The organism is Virgibacillus siamensis (assembly GCF_900162695.1).
In the GTDB taxonomy this organism is placed as follows: Bacteria; Bacillota; Bacilli; order Bacillales; family Amphibacillaceae; genus Lentibacillus; species Lentibacillus siamensis_A.
Genome location: NZ_FUIH01000007.1, coordinates 2,447,588 through 2,469,569, shown reverse-complemented (window position 1 = coordinate 2,469,569; position 21,982 = coordinate 2,447,588). Strand labels below are relative to the sequence as shown.

Below are 21,982 nucleotides of genomic sequence, written 5' to 3'. Positions count from 1 at the left end.
TTACAGGGGGTGATGATTTAATTCATAGAAAGACCTGAAGCATGGTTCATGATTATATGATTTTAAGTGATATTCGCTGAAAAAGGAGGCTTTTCATTGGGGCATTTACTGCAAAATTTGCTGTCGGAGGAAGATCTTGCAAAGAATTTTGATGAATCGAAGCCAAGTTATAATGCACAGGAAGCATTAGATGAGGCGAACCGCTGCTTGTACTGTTACGATGCTCCCTGCATTAAGGCTTGTCCAACTGGAATTGATATCCCGGGATTTATTAAAAAGATTGCATCCGGAAATTTAAAGGGTTCAGCAAAAACAATTATGGAAGCGAATCCGATTGGAGCAAGCTGTGCACGTGTTTGTCCGACAGAGGAATTGTGTGAGGGAGCCTGTGTACTGAATAATTCCACGAAGCCGATTATGATCGGGGACTTGCAGCGCTTTGCAACAGACTGGTCGATTAAGAATGAACAAGTATTATTTAAGGCTGGGAAGAAAAACGGAAAGCAGATAGCGATAATTGGCAGTGGTCCGGCTGGATTATCGGCAGCCCGTGAACTTGCAAGGATCGGTTATGCAGTTACGATTTTTGAAGCGAAAGGTGAGGCTGGCGGTCTGGACACGCATGGTATTGTTCCATTCCGGCTTCCAAAGGATATTTCTTTATGGGAAGTTGAACAGGTGCAGAACTTGGGAGTTGAAATACGCACAAATACGAAGGTTGGTAAGGATATTACTGCGGAGAACCTAGCACATAATTATGATGCTGTGATTCTCGCTTCGGGAATGGCGGATGTACCGATGCTGGGAATTGAAGGGGAAGATTTAACCGGTATTTACGATGCCATTGATCTTGTAGAAGAAACAAAGAATGGAAACTATCCGACTGATTTTGCCGGCAAGCATGTGGCCGTGATTGGAGCAGGAAATACGGCGATTGATGGAGCGACAACATCAGTCAGACTTGGTGCGGAGAATGTTAAAATTCTGTATCGCCGAACAGAAGCGGAAATGTCGGCATATGAGTTTGAATATGATTTTGCCAAACAGGATGGCGTTGAATTCAGATGGTTAGTTACACCGAAGCGCTTGATTGGTGATGCGAACGGTCATGTTAAACAAATGGAATGCATTCGGATGGAATTAAAAGACGCGGAATCAGATGGCCGTAAACGACCAGTAGCAATTGAGGGATCTGAATTTTTACTGAATGTGGATATCGTCATCAAGGCAATTGGACAAACACGGCATCATCAGCTAATCGAAGCGTTAGGCCTCGAACATCAAGGTGGTGTGGTTAAGGTGGATCCTGTAACCTTCAAAACATCTGATCCGAACGTCTATGCGGCGGGTGATGTCGTCTTTGCAAAAGGTGTCGGTGAAGCAATGGCTGTGTCCGCTGCACAGCAGGGAAAAGAGACAGCATATGCGATACATCAGCAATTAGAAACGTCTAAAGAGCGGGTTTGAACTAAAAATGATGGGAGGATGAATATGGCTGATATAAGTATCAATTTTGCAGGTATTAAGTCCCCTAATCCTTATTGGCTTGCATCTGCACCACCTACGAACACAGGGTATCAAGTGCAGCGCGCTTTCGAGGCCGGATGGGGTGGTGCTGTGTGGAAAACACTCTGTGAGCCGGTGCTGAATGTGACCTCGCGTTTTGGTGCACACCATTTTAATGGTCAGCGGGTGGCGGGTTTTAACAATATTGAATTGGTCTCGGATCGCCCCATTGAAGAGAATTTAAAAGAAATCTATGAAACAAAGAAACGTTTCCCGGATCGGGCAATCATTGCTTCATTAATGGTAGAGCCAAAGCGAGACAAATGGCACGAGATTGTGAAGCGGGTTCAAGATGTAGGGGTGGATGGTTTCGAGTTAAATCTCGGTTGTCCACATGGTATGTCTGAACGGGGGATGGGATCAGCAGTTGGCCAGCATCCGGACTTAGTGGAAAAATCAACACTATACGCAAAGGAAGTTGCAGAAGTACCAGTTATCACTAAATTAACACCAAATATTACAGACATAACGGCTACGGCAAAAGCTGCTGAGCGCGGTGGTGCCGATGCAGTAAGTATGATCAACACTATCAATAGCTTAATAGGCGTTGACATCGATACGTGGAATCCCGTACCTAATGTGAATGGAAAGGGAGCACATGGCGGTTATTGTGGACCAGCCGTTAAACCAATTGCCTTAAATATGGTAGGAGAATGTGCAAGGCAACCGGATTTTAATATCCCGATTTCCGGAATAGGTGGTATTTCCACATGGCAAGATGCGATTGAGTTTATGTTGATGGGGGCTGGCGGGGTACAGATATGTACAGCAGCCATGCATCACGGATTCAGCATCATCGATGATTTGACTGAAGGTTTGAGTAATTATTTGGATGACAAAGGAATTGCTTCAGTAAGTGAACTTATTGGTAAATCAGTTGAAAAATATACAGACTGGAGTAATCTCGATTTGAATCATCGTATGGTTGCCCGTATTAATAATGATGTTTGTATTAATTGTAATAAATGTCATATCGCCTGTGAGGATACTTCCCATCAGTGTATCGATATGCTTGTCGATGAAAATGGAAATGATTATTTGAAGGTTAGGGAGGACGATTGTGTCGGCTGTAACCTTTGTTCAATCGTTTGCCCGGTAGATGGAGCAATCGACATGGTAGATTTAGAACCAACTGAACCGCCAATGTCCTGGAATGACCGGCAGACCGCATTGCAAATGCTGAATAGTAAGTAACGGTATTTTTAGGGAGGGGGATTCCCAGGTTACGTGATTAGTCAGGGATTAAGCTGTTTGATGAATCCATTCAGACAGCTTCACATCCCAAAAAATTAACAAAGGGGACGAATAATGGGAAAGACCAATAAAAAGAACTCGTACCTAAAGTCACCGGATTTACTTCCAACTGGTTATCATGAGCGGAAGATAGGGATCATGGGATTTTTTGCAATGTGGATTGGGATGGCCATCCTTTTGGCAACTTTCGATATTGGCGCATCTGGAGTACAAAGCATTTCCTTGCCCTGGGTAGTACTGGCAACATTAGTCGGTTGTATTGCAGTTGGTACGTTAATTTCGATTGTTGGAGATATCGGGGTTGAACATGGATTATCTTTCCCGGTTTATATGCGGGCGCCATTTGGTATCGTCGGAACCCATATACCATCAATAGCACGGGCAGTTACAGCATCATTTTGGTTTGGATTAAACACCTATTTCGGTTCAACCGCCATTAATTCCATCATCCATGTCATCAACCCGGCATTTGATAACTGGCTGTTATGCTACATTATATTCGCGCTTGTACAGTTGATCAACACCGCTTCTGGTATTAAATGGGTGGAGCGGTTTGCTGATTTTGCTGCCCCGGTCATTATTATTTTATCCTTAATCATCTATCAAACCCTGACATCAGATATTGTTGAGCAGGGAGGAGATGTTTGGGCGTGGGCGCAAAGTCCGGTAACAGGTGGGGCCGCGGTTTCTGCGTTTATTATCGTCATTTTTGCCAATATGGGCTTCTGGGCAACATTAGGGTGTGATATACCAACGATATCAAGGTTTTTTAAAGCACCTAAGTATGAAAGAAATTGGTTTAAACGAAACAAAACAAATTTAATCGGCAGTCTGATTGCCATGCCATTGACGGAAGCATTTATGATTATGATTGGTGCGGCGGCCTTTATGGTTGCGGGCAGTTCAAACCCTGTTATTGCTTTGCAGGATACTGCTTCCGGCTGGATGTTGGCGATGTTGTTACTTATGATTGTTCTGACACAGTGGTCAACAAATACAGCCGCGAATATTGTCCCGGCTGCAGCAATTTTTTCAAATGTATTGGGTCCAAGAGTGTCCAATGCGGTTGCGGTATTTGTGGTAGGGATTGTGGGAACGGTTATACAGCCTTGGAGTGTCTACGAAATACTGACACAAGCATTGTTATTTTTTGGAGCCGTTTTGTCGGCAATAAGCGGGATTCTCGTTGTCGATTATTATGTGCTGCGGAAGCGAAGGGTAAATGTGCAGGAACTATTCCAGCATGAGGGACAGTTCAAGTTTCATGGCGGTGTAAACATTGTCGGTTTCATTGCCTGGGTGATTGGTGGTGCTGTAGCCATTCTCTTAATGGATTATTCGTTCATTGTAGGATTCGTTTTAGCGGGGGCCATTTACTATGTGCTTACGAAGTATTGGTACTTTAAAAGGTTTCCGCAGGCAGAAATAGAGGATCCAAGTGACGATAAATATCTTGGGATTACTGTTGGGCGTGATTGGGTGATTGATGAGGATGAACATAAACAGGATGAAGTAGTAGGTTGAAAAAGGGGGTATATATTATTGGCAAGCTATGATGCATTCTTATCTGAAAAACGCGAAGTGGATGATTTGTTGAAAAGTGGGTATACCATTACAGGTTCAAAAGGGACGCTTGATGGAGATGTGGTCGAATTTGAGAATCAAATGACATTCGATAAAAAAACAATACGTTTGACCAGCCCGGACAGCCGAAAGTATTTTGCCACATTGTACATCAAACAGCAAACGTAAATAGCTAATTGAAAAAAGAGAGAAGGAAGGAGAGGAATGATGGAAAAACAAAAAGTACTAATTGATGGGGAAAGGCTAAAAAATACGATAGAAGAGTTCGCTGATTTTGGCGGGACCGCGAACAATGGTGTCACAAGATTAGCATTATCCGAAATCGACCTTAAAGTTAGAAGCCATTTCCAATCTGAGTGTGAAAAACTTGGGATGACGGTTGTGTGGGATGATATGGCCAATATGTACGCAACATTACCCGGACTGGATAATGATCAGCTTCCGGTGGTTGTCGGCTCACACCTGGATTCTGTTAAAAAGGGTGGCAGGTTTGACGGTGTATTGGGTGTATTAACGGGATTAGAGGTAGTCCGAACGATAGTTGAAAATGGTATTAAACCCCGAGTCCCCATTGTAGTTGCCAATATTACCAATGAAGAGGGTGCCCGGTTTGAACCTGCGATGATGTCTTCCGGAGTGCTCTCTGGCTGGTTTGATAAATCGACTATGCTGCAGTCGACAGATACGGAAGGGACCACCTTTGGCGAGGCACTTCGTAACAGTGGTTTTGTCGGGAAGGAAGAAAATAGGCTGACAGATGCAGCAGCATTTTTGGAGCTGCACATTGAACAAGGGCCTGTTTTAGAAAGTGAATCACTGCAGGTTGGTATCGTTGAAGGTGTGGTTGGCATGGTCAACTATGAAATTGAGGTTAGCGGCGATTCCAATCATGCAGGCACCACACCGATGCCGCTTCGTAAAGATGCCTTGTTTGCAACTAATAATTTAATTACTGAAATACGTGAGAAAATGAATAAACTGGATGATCAATTGGTCTATACGATTGGCAGGATGAATGTAAGTCCAAATATTCATACCGTCATTCCCAATAAGGTTGTGTTTACCCTTGAGGCAAGACATAAGGATCCTAACACTATCAGGCAAGTAGAAGAAATTATTGAAGGACTCCCGGAATCCTCAGGGAAGGAAAAATGTGAAGTGAAAACAACGAAGCAATGGGATCGAAAAACGGTATGGTTTGATGAGGAAATCGTAAATGCAGTGGAGCGTTCAGCGAAAAATATTGGGTATTCCCACAAACGTATGGTAAGCGGGGCTGGACATGATGCCCAGTTCATTGCAACTTATATTCCCGCTGCAATGATTTTTGTACCAAGTGTAAATGGCAAGAGTCATGCAGAAGATGAATTGACACCATGGGAAGACTGTGAACGTGGGGTTAATGTGATGTTACAAACTGTTTTGGATTTAGTTAACTAGGGTTCAGTGGAAAATGGTTGAAAGAAATCTAGGTTAATTTCTTTCAACCATTTTAATTCACATATGAAATATCGTATGTTAAGTAGAATGGTTCGAGACCGGGCGATTACCCGTTTTCATTCGTTTACACAGAAATCAGACTCATTTTTTTAAAATACATTAAAAAATAAATTGCAGTTTCAATCATAATTCTCTTTTCGGGATCCATAAAATCTTCTCCAATTAACAATTTTATACGATTCAGTCGATGATATAACGTTTGACGTACAATATATAATTCATCAGCTGTGCTTTTCTTCGATCCTAAATTTTTCAAATAGACTTTCAACGTTTTCAAAAGTTCTGTACCATTTTGCTGGTCGTAGGAAATAATTGGACCAATATAATCGTATATAATTTCTCTTAGGTGGGATACATCATTTGATTGATCTATAAGACGGTATACTGCTAAGTTTTTATAAAAAGGTGGTTGAAGAGGAGAAATACTTTGCTGAAAGTTTAAACTGATGAGTGAAGTCTGATAGCTTTCCCGGACCATTTTAAAACTATTTACTTCTTTTCCGAAACTGATTAAGCGAATATCCTCCTTACTGAATCCGTCGATATTAGATTGGAACAAGTGACGAGTGGCTTCTGTTATTCGAAGGAAAAATGTACTGTCTTCCCGTTTGTTGATCAGTAATAATACATAACAATTTTTAGATTCGTCTTTAACTGTTAAAACATTAAAACCTTTACTATGAAAAATCGAACGAATAAGCATTAGTCCCATGGTTATTACGCTATTATTTTTTTCAATGGATATATGTCCTTCACTTTCCGGTATTACCCCCACAATAGCTTGTTTAAAATCGACTTCAGGATTATTTTGCTTAAATAATTCTGTTGCTTTTTCATGTGACATCGTTCCATTATAAATTTGTAACAACCACTCATTCTCTTTAATTTGATGTACTTCTCTTTGCTGGTAGTACTTCCAGAAGTATTGGCTGATAAATTCACTGCACCTTTTAGCAGATAAGTCATGTGTGAAGGAAACTTTATCCCTGTCCTCCAGAAGATAAAGTTTTGCCACGGTTTCATTCAAAAAATTTACAGGATAGGTACAAAAATCTTTTGGAGAGTCCTGGATTTGCTTTACCCATTTTTTCTGTTGTTTGGCAGGCGGGGAAGGAAAAAAATGAAATTGGTTATCATTATGGATCAGTACAATCTGCTTTTTTGTACTCTTATGTAATACTTTTAAAAATTCTCCAATTGTACCACCTGAGACAAGCGTATCGTTAAATCTTTTATATAAATTTTCCAGACTCCACCATGAATTTTCCCGATAACCTAATAAAACTTCATGTAAGTCTTTGGTGATATCAACAAATTTAACCTCTTTATTAAAAACAATAATGGGTATATTGTTTTTATCGGCCAATAACAACATTTCCTTTGAAAAATTTCCATTCTGTTTCTCTGTTTCAATGCACAGTGCTGATGAATTATGTGTGATAAGTTGCTCCATAAAGTGTAAACCTTTTGTTTTATCTTTTGTCCATTCAACTCCGGTTGTTAAAATAATCTCCTGGCCATTTAATAAATGACCAAATTTATTTATTTCAACAATATGAACCCAATTAACCCTGCGATTTAATCCATTTTCCCCTGCTATTACCTTAGCATTTTTAAAAAGCGGACGATTAAGAGCATCCTGCACAGTCAGTTCCACACAAAACAACCTCCCCCATATGAATTTTAGCATTGATATATTTCAAAGTGTTTATGTAAGCGCTGTCCTTCTTTAACATTATGTCTAATGTTAAAGAAATGTCAAGAGTGTACCATATATTAGGAATATTCTATCACCTTGCGACTCCATGATTTATAAAAATCGGTCTATGTAATGTATTAGATAAATTGAAGGGGGTGTTTACGTGTTGAATTTTCCTGCAGAAACCTTTTGGTTGATTGTACCGTGGCCATTTATTTGGATAACACTTGGTATTGTAATGTATTTCGTTCATAAAAAAGGGGATGAAAAGGAGGATGAATTCTACTCGAAATTTAATGATAAGGGGATGAAATAATGGGAAGTGATGCGATAGTATTCATCATTTATTTGCTTGTTTTACTTGCGATAGGTGTATATTTCACTAGAAAGGCATCTAAGTCAGTGGACAGTTATTTATTGGGAGACAGAAATATAGGGCCTGCTGTAACTGCACTAACAATGCAAAGTACCTCAATGAGTGGGTTCATGTTTCTAGGGGCTCCTGCACTGGCTTTTCAACAAGGATGGTATGCTATATGGTATGCGATAGGTGACGCAGGCGGGGGTATTGTTAACCTATCTGTGTTAGGAAAAAGAATGCGTCGAATGTCTGAAATATTGAAGGCGCTTTCGCCAATAGAGTACTTGGAGAAGCGATTTGAAAGCCCCGCAATAAGAGTTGTTGGTTCTATTATTTCTATTATTTTTCTTTTGCCTATGTTTTTGCGCAGTTTATTGCAGCGGGAAAGACATTGGAAGTTTTGACGGGAATACCATTTGAGTGGGCCCTCATCGTTGGGGTAAGTATCATTGTTGCTTATACAGCGACTGGAGGATATTTAGCTGTTGTCTGGACGGACTTTTTTCAGGGAATACTCATGGTTGTCGGAGCAATCGCCATTTTGTTTATTGGTCTAACGCAAGTCGGGGGGATTTCAGGTTTAAATGAATCACTTGGCCAAATTGACTCTTCATACCTGAGTATATGGGGGAAAGATCTTGTTTTCTATGGTCAATGGGGAGTTATTATTGGAGCAGTATTGATATACTCGATTGGATACATGGGGCTCCCTCACGTAGTTGTAAGACACATGTCAATAAAAAATACAAAAACAGTAAAATCGGCCATTTTGTGGACCACAATATATAATAGCCTTTTTTCCTATGCTCCATACTTACTTGGTTTTATCGGAATTATTCTGCTTCCTAATCTGGCAGACCCCGAAATGGTGATACCTACACTGGCATATACGTTCTTTCCCGGCTTTATTGCAGCAATTTTGCTATCAGCAATTATGGCGGCAATTATGTCAACATCGGATTCAATTTTGATGCAAGCCGGAACTATTTTGTCTCGGGATATCTATCAAAGATTTATTGATAAGAAAGCCAGTCAAAACAAAATGATTCTAGTATCGCGACTTGCCATACTTTTTGCAGGTGTATTAGGTGTGGTCGTAGCAATTAATCAGCCTCCATCGGTTTTTGCGCTAGTAGTTTTTGCCTTTGGTACACTTGGGTGCAGTTTCCTTGTCCCATATATTTGTTCAGTTTACTGGAAAAACGCTAATAAGGTCGGGGTATTATGTGCGATGATCAGCGGTGGGGTAACGAACATTATTTGGACTTCCTTCGAATGGCAAAGTATTACAGCAGTTCATCCTTTTCTTGGAGGACTGATTGTATCTATTATAGGTATGATAGTTGGAAACAGGTTTGGATCTACTCCTTCCAAACCAATTCAGGAGGCATTCGAGGAAGCAAAAGGACCGCGTCAACTGCCCGGGAATATAGAAAAGAATATTGCGCGGGATATTGCTCCTGAAGCAAAGGGAATCTCTGAGTTTGTTAAGCGTAGAATACCAGTAGAGGGATGATAAACATGATTGAGGTAATTAATGCAGAAGAAGTTGGATTTAATAATCATGAAATAAAAAATTATCTGGATAAAATGGATTCAAAAGGGTCATTTATAGTAGACCAGCTTGTCTATTATCCCTATTTCTTTTTTGAGTATACATTGGAGAGAAAAAGTTTTCCGCGTCCAACTGGCGCAATGGTTGGGTGTACAGTTGACGGTATTAATGGAATCGGTTCTCTAATCGATGGATCTCCTAAGTTTAAGAAAAAGCAAATAGATCCTCAAAATATCATTCAAAAGAAATTAGGCTCATTTGAGGTAAGTGAAATTTCCAAAGACTTTTTATACGACTCCATTTCTTATAAACTAAAGGTTTTATCTATGCCGAAACTTACTTTAACGAAGAAAGAGGTATTCTACAGACCGTACTGGATTGCTGAAGGGCGCAAGCACTCTTCTGATAGATTTTTGCTGACAGTCGATGCGGTTACAGGAAAGTACCACCCACTTTAGTCAAATAGGTTGATTCCTAATTGTTAAATAACTAAAGTGATCATTTAACTAAATGTCTAATGTAGGATTTGTAAATCAATAGTAATGTTTATAGTATAAATTCATATTTTTCCATAGTAAGTAAATAAAAAGGAGTGGTGTTGATGGAAACCAAACCAATTGGGTTACAGGACAAGGACGAAAAGTACATTTGGCATGCCATGCGTCCATACAATCCAAAGGCCACGATGGTGATGAGTGAAGCAAAAGGTGCCTATGTAAAAGATACGAACGGGAAGGAATTTCTTGATGCAATGTCCGGACTTTGGTGTGTTAATGCTGGATACGGCAGGGAGGAGCTAGCTCAGGCTGCGTATGATCAGTTGAAGGAACTTTCCTATTTCCCAATGTCTCATAGTCACGTCCCGGCAATTGAACTTGGGGAAAAATTAAACGAATGGCTTGGAGATGAATATGTAATCTTTTACTCAAACAGTGGATCGGAAGCAAATGAGACAGCGTTTAAAATTGCCCGTCAATTTCACCAACAAAATGGGGAACCAGGCCGTCATAAATTTATATCAAGATACAGGGCATACCATGGAAATTCAATGGGGGCGCTGGCAGCTACCGGTCAGGCGCAAAGGAAATATCGATATGAACCGCTTGCCCAGGGTTTTCTTCATGTTACACCGCCGGATATATATAGGTGTCCATATAAGGGATCAGATGAAGAACGCAGTCTTGCGTGTGCGGACGAAATTGACCGTGTAATCACCTGGGAAATGAATGAAAGCGTTGCCGCCGTGATAATGGAACCGATTATTACGGGTGGTGGTGTAATTATGCCCCACGAAAGTTATTTGCCGAGAGTCAGGGAGATTTGTGATAAGCATGGGGTTTTGTTGATAGTTGACGAAGTAATCTGCGGCTTTGGCAGAACAGGTAAGCGCTTTGGTTTTCAAAATTATGGTGTAACACCAGATATTGTAACAATGGCGAAAGGAATAACGAATGGTTCGCTTCCTCTTTCTGCAACCGCGGTTCGAAAAGATATTTATGAAGCGTTTAAAGGGACCGAAAAATATGACCACTTCCGTCATGTAAACACATTTGGAGGTAACCCGGCATCGTGTGCGGTTGCATTGAAAAATATGGAAATTATGGAACGTGAAAATTTGGTCGAACGCTCTGAAAAGATGGGCAAAAAGTTATTGGAAAAACTGCGTGAGCTAAAAGAACATCCGAATGTTGGGGATATTCGTGGCAAAGGACTGCTTGCAGGAATCGAATTGGTAGAGAACAAATTAACACAAGACCCTGCATCCTCAGAAAAAGTTGATAGAATCATAGCCCTGTGTAAGGAAGATGGGGTAATTATCGGGAAAAATGGAAGCACAGTTGACGGATTTAATAATGTTATTGCACTTTGTCCACCGCTCATTATCGATGATGAGCAACTTGATATTATTGTGAACACGATAAAAAAGGCATTTGCTAAACGTTGATACCACTATTTAGGAGGCAAAATTTATGATTGAAACAGAAGTAAAAACAATAAAAAACTATGTAAATGGCGAATGGATTGATGCAACTTCAGACAAAACCGAAAAAGTATTTAATCCGGCAACCGGTGAAGTGATAGCCCATGTGCCAATTTCCAGCAAGGAAGACTTGGATAAGGCCGTAAAAGTTGCTGCGGAAACATTCGAGACTTGGAAGGAAGTTCCTGTCCCAAAACGTGCGCGCATTCTATTTAAGTATCAGCAATTACTTGTTGAACATTGGGAAGAACTTGCGGAACTGGTCACTATTGAAAATGGAAAAAGTTATAAAGAGGCATATGGTGAAGTCTTGCGAGGTATTGAATGTGTGGAGTTTGCTTCCGGGGCACCATCACTTATGATGGGTGACCAATTACCATCAATTGCCGCAGGATTAGAATCAGGGGTATATCGTTACCCTATCGGGGTTATTGGTGGGATTACACCATTTAACTTTCCAATGATGGTTCCCGCCTGGATGTTCCCAATGGCTATTGTAACGGGAAATACATTTGTTCTGAAGCCATCTGAACGCACTCCAATACTTGCCAATCGACTTGGTGAATTGTTGGAAGAAGCGGGGTTGCCAGCTGGAGTATTTAACATCGTGCATGGGGCACACGATGTGGTAAATGGTTTATTGGATCATCAACAAATTGATGCTATTTCCTTCGTAGGTTCACAACCGGTTGCTGAATATGTATATAAAAGGGGCACGGAAAACCTTAAACGTGTTCAGGCACTTTCCGGGGCAAAAAACCATTCCATTGTATTAAGTGACGCCAATTTAGATAATGCAACTACCCAAGTGATTAGTGCAGCATTTGGCTCTGCAGGAGAACGGTGTATGGCTTGTTCAGTTGTAGCCGTGCATGAATCGATAGCAGATGAATTTGTTGAACAATTAATTCAAAAGGCAAATGAAATAAAAATTGGGAATGGTTTGGATGAGGGAGTTTTTCTGGGACCGGTTATTCGAGATCAGCATAAAGAACGTACATTACAGTATATTGAGACCGGCGAAAAAGAAGGAGCAAAACTAGTCCGTGACGGGCGAGAGGATAAAGGTCTTCAACAAAAAGGTTATTTTGTCGGCCCTACAATCTTTGATAATGTGACAAGTGAAATGAAGATTTGGGAAGATGAAATGTTCGCACCTATTTTGTCAGTTATCCGTGTCAAGGATCTTGAAGAAGCAATTGAATTAACAAATAAATCAAGATTTGCAAATGGATCTTGTATCTTTACTAATGATGGAGGATCGGTACGCACCTTCAGAGAGAAGATTGATGCAGGTATGCTGGGAGTAAATATCGGTGTTCCGGCCCCAATGGCTTTCTTTCCGTTTTCAGGCTGGAAAGATTCCTTCTACGGCGATCTGCATGTAAACGGAAAAGATGGTATAGAATTTTATACGCGTAAGAAGGCTATTACTACTCGATGGGTTTAGGAAGAAACAAAAACGGGTGACACCTATAATCAGGTAATGAACGTGTAATGTAAGCGGGAGGCCATGAATGTGGCTTCCCGTATTTTTTTGACAAATAGTAATATTATGCTATCATGAACACGTTCATTTGAAAAATGTGTTCATAAAGTATTTTTATTTTACTTGGGAAGGAGGAAGATTTAACAGTTCAGGAGGGCATGATTTATCAATAGAGGTATAGATTTTGTTCAAGGTATCAGAAAATTATTAGATAAATAGACAATGGATGGATACAAAAACCATTCTCGATTTATCAACAACCATGAAATATACAACATATTGGAGGTATGCAAGCAATTATATGAATCCAAAATTAGAAAAAACTATCTTTTGGCCATCAATCATCCTGGTGGTAGGCGTAACTATATTATTGGTAATATTTAGAGAAACAGCTGGTCCGGTTGTATCAAATATGATGACAGAAATTACTTTCCGATTTGACTGGGCGTTTGAATTTTTGACAATTGGTCTATTTATAATTTTAATCTGGCTGATGGTTGGAAAATATGGAAAAGTTAAATTGGGCGGTCCGGACGACAAGCCGGAATTCAGCCGATTCAGTTGGGGTGGAATGCTATTCTGCGCCAGTATGGGAACAAGCATTATGTTCTGGTCAATTGTTGAACCACTCTATTATTATACTGGTCCTCCTTTCCGTATCGAACCGGAATCAACAGGTGCTGCTGAATATGCACTTAGCTACGGATTATTCCACTGGGGGATTTCAGCATGGGCACTATATGCACTCCCGGCTGTTGTGATGGCGTACAGTTTTTTTGTGCGAAAAGATCATTCTTTAAAAATAAGTGCCGCCTGCAGAGGGGTACTCGGTAAACATGCAGATGGATTTTTGGGTAAGGCGATTGATGTATTGGTTATTTGGAGTATGATCGGCGGTCTCGGTACTTCACTGGGTCTTGGTGTTCCAATGGTCTCAGCTGTAATTGGAGACTTATTTGGATTAGAGCCTTCATTATGGTTGGATATTGTTATTATTATAATTTGGACCTTTATTTTCAGCTCAAGTGCTTATATGGGCCTATATAAAGGTATTCGTAAATTAAGTGACTGGAATGTTTATATGGCATTGGGTCTAGCTCTGTTTGTCATTATCGTTGGTCCTACACTGTTTATTTTGTCGTATTTCACCAATAGTATGGGTATCATGCTGGATGAATTTATGAGGATGAGTCTGTATACGGATCCAATAGCCCAAGGTGGATTTCCGCAGGCGTGGACTGTGTTTTATTGGGCATGGTTTGCAGCCACAGCACCATTTATAGGTATATTTGTAGCCCGTATTTCTAAAGGCCGCAGTATACGTGAATTGGTTTTTAATGTGTTAATGTGGGGTTCAATCGGAAGCTGGTTATATTTTGCGGTGTTCGGCGGGTATGCAATGGATCTTCAATTAAGCGGTGAAGTGAATTTGACGAAGATATTATCCGAAGAAAGTGGACAGGCTGCTATTGTAGCTGTACTGAACTCGTTGCCATTACCGGTTATTGTTTCCGTGTTTTTCGTAATCCTCGGTTTTGTATTCCTGGCAACTTCACTCGATTCTGCCAGTTACGTTATTGCAAGTGTGGCAACAAAAGAATTAGGAATGACTGCTGAGCCGGCTCGCTGGCATCGGCTGCTATGGGGTATTCTATTGTCAGCACTGGCTATTAGCTTAACGGTTGTAGGCGGGCTGGATGTAGTGCAAACATCCTCTGTTCTTGTATCGGTTCCTGTACTAATCATGTATCTGCTAATGGCCATTTCATTAATTAAATGGTTAAATAATAACGAACATCTGCACCATTATGTAGAAAATAGCGGTAGAAAAAGCAAGGAAGTGAACAAATGAAATCAAGCAGGAAAGAAATACAACGAACACGTATGTGGCGTTATTTCATAGATGCGGCAACAGAAGTTATTGAAGAAGAAGGAATTGATCATGTAACGATCCGGAAAATTGCAGACAAGGCAGGGTTCACCAGTTCAACGGCATATAATTATTTCAAGGATTTATCCCACTTGAAATTTTTTGCAGCCATGCGATTTACAACCGGGTATATTGAAGAATTACCAATATATATGAAAAAGGGAACAAATACAGTGGAAAAATGGCTTTACTCCTGGGAGTGTTTTTGTAAACATTCCTTTGATCAGCCAAACATATACTCTGTCATTTTTATGGATAATTTAGGATTGGTGGCAGAGGAAATGTTGAATGATTATTATAACGTTTTCCAAAATGATCTGATTGGATTGCCTGAACAAATTCAATCAATTATTACGGAGCATAATTTTTCTAAACGTAGTGCTTCCTATATTCAGAGTACTGTTGACGAAGGATATATCAAACAACAAGATATTGAGTTGATTGCTGATACGACACTGTTGCTGTGGAAGGGCATGATGAGTACCGTGATGAACCACCGCCGAATGTATACAAAGGAAGAAGCAATTAACCGCACATTGTATTATGTTTATGAAAGTGTAATACGCGTGGTCAACCCGGATAAACGTATGCAAATTGACTTTAAACCTGACAATTATTAATCGCACATCACTAGAGATAACAGGAGGGCATAAAGATTGGTATTTAATATACAAGATTCCGAAAAACGTACCATTAAAACAGACTATCCAAGAGAAATAAAGAAATTGGACCATGTATGGATACCTTTATCAGACGGATCAAAGCTGGCAACGACAATCTGGCTGCCAAAAGATGCAGAAGATAATCCAGTACCAGCTATTTTAGAATATATTCCATATCGAAAAAATGACTTTACTGCTATTCGTGACTCGGCAAGACATCCGTATTTTGCGGGACATGGATATGCAAGCATTCGTGTGGATATTCGGGGTGCCGGGGATTCGGATGGAATTTTGCTTGATGAATATTTAAAACAAGAACATGATGACGCATTGGAAGTATTGGACTGGATTCAAAAACAAACATGGTCGACCGGTTCCATCGGCATAATTGGTAAATCATGGGGGGGTTTTAATGGTTTGCAAGTTGCAGCCCGAAAACATCCCGCACTGAAAACAATTATTACATTATGTTCTACAGATGACCGTTATGCAGACGATGTCCATTATAGGGGCGGCAACATATTAGGTTCGGATATGCTTTGGTGGGCATCGACAATGTTTGTATATAATGCGCGACCACAGGATCCGGCGGTTGTAGGTGACAATTGGCGTGAAAATTGGTTGAACCGATTGGAGAATACACCGCCGTTTGTTGAAGAATGGATGCGGCATCAGCGCAGAGATGCATATTGGAAACATGGCTCTGTGTGTGAAAACTATGAAGACATCCAAATACCTGTTTTTGCAGTCAGTGGCTGGCAGGATGGGTATACTAACGCGGTTTTTCGTCTTATTGAAAACTTGCCAAACGCAAAGGGGTTAATCGGTCCATGGGCACATGAATATCCGGAAGTAGCTACACCTGAACCGGCAATCGGATTTTTACAGGAATGCCTTCGCTGGTGGGATCAATGGCTTAAAGGCGTGGAAACCGGTATTATGGATGAACCGAAGCTGATTTCCTGGATACAGGACAGTGAATTGCCAGCGGTCAGCTACGATGAGCGTCCCGGTAAATGGGTAGCGGATACTGCTTGGCCATCCAATAATGTTAGTGAACAATCATTATACCTGGAAGAAGGAAAACTGAACAAAATTCCAGCTGATTCTACGGAATTGGCAATTCCAAGTGTACAGGAACACGGATTCTATGCAGGTGTTTTCTGTCCTTTTGGTCAACCTGGTGATTTACCAGCTGATCAACGACTGGAAAATGGTAAATCGGTTGTGTTTACATCTGACCCCTTTGAAGAAACAACAGAATTGTTGGGAAATCCGGTTTTTCATGCTTCTTTGTCGTCAAACCAGAAAAATGCCTTGTTGGCAGTACGACTCTCCGATAAAGCTCCAACCGGGGAATCCACTTTAATCAGCTGGGGTATGCTGAATCTGACGCACAGGAACTCACATGAACAACCAGAGCCATTGGAACCCAACAAAAGGTATAATATAACTGTAAAACTTGATGCACTCGGACAGCAGATACCCAAGGGTCACAAATTGGAAGTTGCATTGTCTCCAACGTATTGGCCGCAAGCTTGGCCTTCACCAAAACCGGTGACATTAACGCTGTTTTCCGGTAAAGATACGTATCTTACTTTACCGGTAAGGACTCCGCAAAAAGAAGATGAAAAGGTTGAAAACTTTCGTAATCCGGAAACAGCTGAAGTATTGGAAAAAGAAACAATTCGAACAGAGTGCCGAACCAGGCATGTTTCGCATGATACGATTACAGGCACCTGGAAACTTGAAGACTTTTCGGATGAAGGCGAACGTTTTCAGCCTTCGAATGGTTTGCAGTATGGAAGTATTAACCAAAATACGTATACCATAAAAGAAAATGATCCATTAAGCGCCCGCGCAGAATGTAAATGGGAAGTAAAAGTTGGACGAGAAGATTGGCAGACAAAGTTGAAAAGTCATAGTGAAATGACCAGTGATGAAACAACATTTTATCTGACCAATACTATGATTGCCTATGAAAATGGGGAGGAAATATTCCATAAAACGTGGAATACAGAAATTCCTAGGGATTTTGTGTAATATCATATTATCGGTGCGTTTAATATAAATTAACAATGGAACAGTTACTATTACGTTGTGATATTCTGATCTATAAAAATACTAGCCAGGGGACTTATGTCTCCTGGCTATTTTGCGTGCCAGGCAAGTTACATTCGGATAGTTCTCCCTCCAATTCGCTTTTTTTCTACCTTTTAAGACAAATTTCCCAGGAAATAATTCAAGCGAAACTAAATAAGGACTATAGATTGGCTTCTTTGTTACTAAATTTATAAATTTTCCAAATCTTCATTGAGTTGAGTAAATATTGTATCTATAATTAAGTATAATTTCAACTTTCACTACTGGTATCGTCTATTCATTATATTAATTTTCTCACCTAGGGAACTAATTTCAAAAGAAAAATAAAGATAAGCAGAATAAGAAAAATGTTAGTTTGTGTAAGTTTATGTTTTATCGTTCCTTTAAATTTAATTTTGACGGGGGTGTATAAAGCTTGTATATTGTCAAACGCTTTATAACAATGCTGTTAACGATTTGGGTGATTGCGTCACTTACATTTATCGTTATGAAATTTATTCCAGGTGATCCATTTGCTTCAGATACGAATGTTCTTCCAAAAGAGGTCCTGGAAAATATGCGGGCGAAGTATAATCTTGATGAGCCAATTCCTGTCCAGTACATATTGTATATGAAAAATCTGGTTTTCCTGGACTTGGGGCCATCTATTCAGTCCGAAAGCCGTACCGTTAATGAGATTATTGTATCCGGATTTCCAGCTTCCGCAACGCTTGGCCTACAATCGATGGTTATAGCTATTATTTTCGGATTAATACTAGGGATTCTATCCGCGTTATACCACAATAAATTAATAGATTATGCATCGATGGCTTTCGCAATTCTTGGAATATCCATACCGAGTTTTATATTAGCGCCATTACTTATTGATATATTTGCGGTAAAACTCGGAATCCTTCCTGTCGCATCCTGGGGAACATTTTGGCATTCTATTTTACCAACGCTTGCACTGGCGACAATGCCATTAGCTATTATTGCGAGGTTTATGCGGTCGAGTATGCTTGATGTCATGAATCAAAATTATATAAAAACGGCGGATGCAAAAGGTTTATCGTCTATAAAAATAGTTACGAAACATGGAATCCGCAATGCAATATTGCCTGTTGTTTCTTTCATAGGTCCACTGTTTGTCGGGTTGATTACAGGTACGTTTGTTATCGAAAAAATATTCGCTGTTCCAGGAATCGGGAAATACTTTGTTGAAAGTATTTTTAATCGTGATTACCCGGTAATTATGGGTATAACCATATTTTTTAGTTCGGTTTTAGTTTTTACTTTGTTCTTAATAGATATTTCATACCGGTTTATTGATCCGAGGATAAAGTTAACAAGCAAGGAGGATTAACTGATGGAAAAGCTGCAGTCCGAATCTATGTTTCGTCCGGTAGATTCGTCAAAATATATGGACTCCATTCAGCGTCCAAGCCTGAGTGTTTGGAAAGACACACTACTCAATATACTTAAAAATAAGTTGGCAATTTTAGGTTTCGTACTACTCCTGGTAATTATGTTTTTTGCAGTGGCTGGTCCCGCGATGGTTCCTTATAATGCTGCAGAGCAGGACTTAGTAGGAACCAATTTGCCACCGTCCGCTGAACACTGGTTTGGAACAGATGATTTAGGCCGTGACATGTGGGCTAGAACGTGGCAGGGTGCGAGGGTTTCTTTAACAATTGGATTTTTTGCAGCATTTATAGACCTCATTATTGGTGTGGTTGTCGGTGGAGTATCAGGTTATATGGCCGGGAGAGGCAAAACCGGTGATAGAATTGATGGTATTTTGATGAGATTGGTTGAAATATTGTATGGGATTCCCTATTTGCTGGTAGTGATTCTCTTGATGGTTATTATGGATCCCGGTATTACAACCATTATTATTGCGTTATCTGTTACCGGATGGGTTGGAATGGCGCGGATTGTTCGTGGACAGGTATTGCAATTAAAGGAACAGGAATATGTAATGGCGGCACAAAAGCTGGGGACTTCACACTGGAAAATAATTTACAGACATCTGCTGCCCAATACATTAGGGATTATCATTGTCAACCTTACTTTTACTATTCCTACAGCTATTTTTGCTGAAGCGTTTTTAAGTTTTCTTGGTCTTGGTGTTCAGGCGCCGCATGCCAGTTGGGGAACAATGGCAAATGATTCACTCGGCGTTATTTTAACCGGGCAGTGGTGGAGACTATTCTTCCCGGCATTCATGATTTCATTAACAATGTTCGCTTTTAATGTGTTTGGTGATGGATTACAGGATTCTCTTGATCCACAATCGCGGAAATAGGAGGTTTGTGAATTGAGTCGTTTACTTGAGGTGGAAAATTTAAAAATTAACTTTAAAACATATGGTGGGGAAGTTAAGGCAGTACGAGATGTATCATTTCATGTTGATACGGGCGAAGTTGTGGCGATTGTCGGCGAAAGTGGAAGCGGAAAAAGTGTTACAGTGCAATCCATTATGGGGCTGATTCCAACACCGCCCGGCATAATTAAAGGGGGGAGTATCCGATTTCAGGAAAAAGAGTTGTTGAATCTATCCAAAAAAGAACTTCGAAAGATAAAAGGTTCCAACATTGGAATGATATTTCAGGACCCGATGACATCTCTTAACCCTACCATGAAAATTGGCAAACAAATAGAAGAGGGGCTGATCATTCATCAGCATCTGTCTAAGAAAGAAGCACGGGAACGCTCGATTGAGATGTTAAAACTCGTGGGAATCCCCAACCCGGAAGAGCGAAGTAAACAATATCCCCATGAATTTAGCGGGGGAATGCGTCAAAGAGCCATGATTGCGATTGCGCTGGCATGCAGCCCGGACTTATTAATTGCTGATGAACCGACTACAGCTTTGGATGTGACGATTCAAGCACAAGTGCTGGAACTGATGAAAGGTCTGCAAAAGGAAATGAATACATCGATTATCCTGATAACGCATGATCTTGGTGTAGTAGCGGAAACGGCACAAAGGGTAATTGTGATGTACGGCGGAATGATGGTTGAAAGCGGGACGATTTTGGACCTGTTCGAAAATCCGAAACATCCGTATACATGGGGCTTATTAAATTCGCTGCCGAACACGGATGAAAAGGAGCAAAAACAGCTGGAACCAATCGAGGGATCACCTCCGGATCTCTTTTCACCCCCAAAAGGATGCCCATTTGCACCAAGATGTAAGTTTGCAATGGAGGTTTGTCTGGAAGAGATGCCTGGATCGTATGAAATTGATGAAGGGCATCTTGCAAAATGCTGGCTAAATGACGCACGCGCGCCAAAAATGGATGAAATCATTGCAGCGGGAGGCGGAAATGCGTGACGGAACAACTTGTTGAACTTCAATCATTAAAGAAATATTTCCGGGTCAGGAAAAACCTGAATGTAAAGTCTGTTGATGATATCACATTTTCGATTAACAAGGGTGAAACTTTCGGGCTTGTCGGTGAAAGCGGAAGCGGTAAGTCAACCTTGGGTAAAACACTGGTAGGCCTCCAAAATCCAAGTGGCGGAAACATTATTTATAACGGACACAATGTAACACAATTATCGGGGGAAATGAAGAAAAAAGTGAACAAGGAAATGCAGATCATCTTCCAGGATCCCCATGCCTCCCTAAATCCAAGAATGCGGATTGGGGATATTATTGCAGAAGGGTTGGATGCGTATAAACTTTTTAAAGGAAAGGATCGTACGAATCGGATCTACGAATTGCTGGAACGTGTCGGCCTAAGTTCAGAACATGCAAAACGATACCCTCATGAGTTCAGCGGTGGCCAAAGACAACGGGTTGGTATTGCGAGGGCACTGGCGGTCGAGCCAAATTTCATCGTTGCTGATGAACCTATTTCAGCGTTGGATGTGTCGATTCAAGCACAGGTAATTAATTTAATGGAGGATCTTAAAAGGACGGAAGGATTAACATATCTGTTTATCGCCCATGACCTTGGGATGGTAAAGCATATTAGTGACCGAATTGGTGTCATGTATTTAGGAAAAATGATGGAACTGTCTGAGAGCAATGCTATGTTTTCAAATCCGTTGCACCCGTATACGCAGGCGCTATTATCCGCTATACCAAAACCTGATCCACGTAAAACCGGACGTGAGCGGATTGTCTTGGAGGGTGATCCACCCAGTCCCACGAACCCTCCTAGTGGCTGCAGGTTTAGAACGAGATGTCCATTTGCAATGGGAATATGTGCAACGCAGGAGCCAAAGTGGATGGAGGTTGAAAGAGGTCATTGGACCGCTTGTCATTTATATTAATGGAAAGCTCTCGAAATAATGTTTAATTTTATAAA

The 21,982-nt window shown here is 40.6% G+C and carries 17 protein-coding genes and 1 pseudogene; 17 read left to right on the top strand and 1 reads right to left on the bottom strand.

Annotation, left to right across the window (positions count from 1 at the left end; genetic code table 11):
• Positions 1–96 precede the first annotated feature (96 nt).
• From B1K71_RS15900 to B1K71_RS15880, 5 genes are all read left to right on the top strand, one after another.
• Positions 97–1,467: an NAD(P)-dependent oxidoreductase gene (locus tag B1K71_RS15900; RefSeq protein WP_077328761.1), complete on the top strand. Its 1,371-nt coding sequence runs from the start codon at positions 97–99 to the stop codon at positions 1,465–1,467.
• A gap of 24 nt (positions 1,468–1,491) precedes the next feature.
• A complete protein-coding gene (gene preA / locus B1K71_RS15895; protein WP_077328759.1) occupies positions 1,492–2,760 on the top strand; it encodes an NAD-dependent dihydropyrimidine dehydrogenase subunit PreA in 1,269 nt (422 codons plus the stop codon).
• 114 nt (positions 2,761–2,874) lie between these two features.
• Complete coding sequence (locus B1K71_RS15890; protein WP_077328757.1) at positions 2,875–4,344, top strand: NCS1 family transporter; 1,470 nt, start codon at positions 2,875–2,877, stop codon at positions 4,342–4,344.
• An 18-nt stretch (positions 4,345–4,362) separates the two neighbouring features.
• Complete coding sequence (locus B1K71_RS15885; protein ID WP_077328755.1) at positions 4,363–4,572, top strand: hypothetical protein; 210 nt, start codon at positions 4,363–4,365, stop codon at positions 4,570–4,572.
• A gap of 39 nt (positions 4,573–4,611) precedes the next feature.
• On the top strand, positions 4,612–5,844 hold the full coding sequence (locus B1K71_RS15880) for a Zn-dependent hydrolase (RefSeq protein WP_077330313.1): 1,233 nt from the start codon (positions 4,612–4,614) through the stop codon (positions 5,842–5,844).
• 124 nt (positions 5,845–5,968) lie between these two features.
• On the opposite strand, the gene B1K71_RS15875 is transcribed toward B1K71_RS15880, so the two are convergent.
• The gene (locus B1K71_RS15875) at positions 5,969–7,561 is read right to left on the bottom strand and encodes a PucR family transcriptional regulator (RefSeq protein WP_175631932.1); all 1,593 of its coding nucleotides are present in this window, start codon (positions 7,559–7,561) and stop codon (positions 5,969–5,971) included.
• Between the two features lie 205 nt (positions 7,562–7,766).
• On the opposite strand from B1K71_RS15875, the gene B1K71_RS19995 reads away from it, so the two are divergent.
• The 12 genes and pseudogenes from B1K71_RS19995 to B1K71_RS15820 all read left to right on the top strand — a co-directional run bounded on the left by B1K71_RS19995 (position 7,767) and on the right by B1K71_RS15820 (position 21,947).
• Positions 7,767–7,919 (top strand): hypothetical protein, encoded by a 153-nt coding sequence (locus tag B1K71_RS19995; protein ID WP_175631931.1) that lies wholly within the window; start codon positions 7,767–7,769, stop codon positions 7,917–7,919.
• Positions 7,919–9,480: pseudogene (locus tag B1K71_RS15870) on the top strand (sodium/proline symporter). Before B1K71_RS19995 ends, B1K71_RS15870 begins: the two are co-directional and overlap by 1 nt.
• 5 nt (positions 9,481–9,485) lie before the next feature.
• On the top strand, positions 9,486–9,977 hold the full coding sequence (locus B1K71_RS15865) for a hypothetical protein (protein ID WP_077328752.1): 492 nt from the start codon (positions 9,486–9,488) through the stop codon (positions 9,975–9,977).
• Between the two features lie 143 nt (positions 9,978–10,120).
• Entirely contained in the window at positions 10,121–11,464 is a 1,344-nt protein-coding gene (locus tag B1K71_RS15860; RefSeq protein ID WP_077328750.1) for an aspartate aminotransferase family protein, read from the top strand.
• Positions 11,465–11,489: 25 nt separating this feature from the next.
• On the top strand, positions 11,490–12,950 hold the full coding sequence (locus B1K71_RS15855) for a CoA-acylating methylmalonate-semialdehyde dehydrogenase (RefSeq protein ID WP_077328748.1): 1,461 nt from the start codon (positions 11,490–11,492) through the stop codon (positions 12,948–12,950).
• 340 nt (positions 12,951–13,290) lie between these two features.
• Positions 13,291–14,841, top strand: coding sequence for a BCCT family transporter (locus B1K71_RS15850; protein ID WP_077328746.1), 1,551 nt, complete (start codon positions 13,291–13,293; stop codon positions 14,839–14,841).
• Positions 14,838–15,539, top strand: coding sequence for a TetR/AcrR family transcriptional regulator (locus tag B1K71_RS15845; protein ID WP_077328744.1), 702 nt, complete (start codon positions 14,838–14,840; stop codon positions 15,537–15,539). Before B1K71_RS15850 ends, B1K71_RS15845 begins: the two co-directional genes overlap by 4 nt.
• Before the next feature lie 36 nt (positions 15,540–15,575).
• On the top strand, positions 15,576–17,624 hold the full coding sequence (locus B1K71_RS15840) for a CocE/NonD family hydrolase (RefSeq protein ID WP_077328742.1): 2,049 nt from the start codon (positions 15,576–15,578) through the stop codon (positions 17,622–17,624).
• Between the two features lie 475 nt (positions 17,625–18,099).
• Positions 18,100–19,026 carry an ABC transporter permease gene (locus B1K71_RS15835; RefSeq protein ID WP_077328740.1) on the top strand — a complete coding sequence of 309 codons (927 nt, stop codon included), beginning with the start codon at positions 18,100–18,102 and terminating at the stop codon, positions 19,024–19,026.
• 3 nt (positions 19,027–19,029) lie between these two features.
• Positions 19,030–19,968 (top strand): ABC transporter permease, encoded by a 939-nt coding sequence (locus B1K71_RS15830; protein WP_077328739.1) that lies wholly within the window; start codon positions 19,030–19,032, stop codon positions 19,966–19,968.
• Positions 19,969–19,980: 12 nt separating this feature from the next.
• Complete coding sequence (locus B1K71_RS15825) at positions 19,981–21,000, top strand: ABC transporter ATP-binding protein (RefSeq protein ID WP_077328737.1); 1,020 nt, start codon at positions 19,981–19,983, stop codon at positions 20,998–21,000.
• Positions 20,997–21,947: an ABC transporter ATP-binding protein gene (locus B1K71_RS15820; protein WP_077328735.1), complete on the top strand. Its 951-nt coding sequence runs from the start codon at positions 20,997–20,999 to the stop codon at positions 21,945–21,947. Before B1K71_RS15825 ends, B1K71_RS15820 begins: the two co-directional genes overlap by 4 nt.
• Positions 21,948–21,982 lie beyond the last annotated feature (35 nt).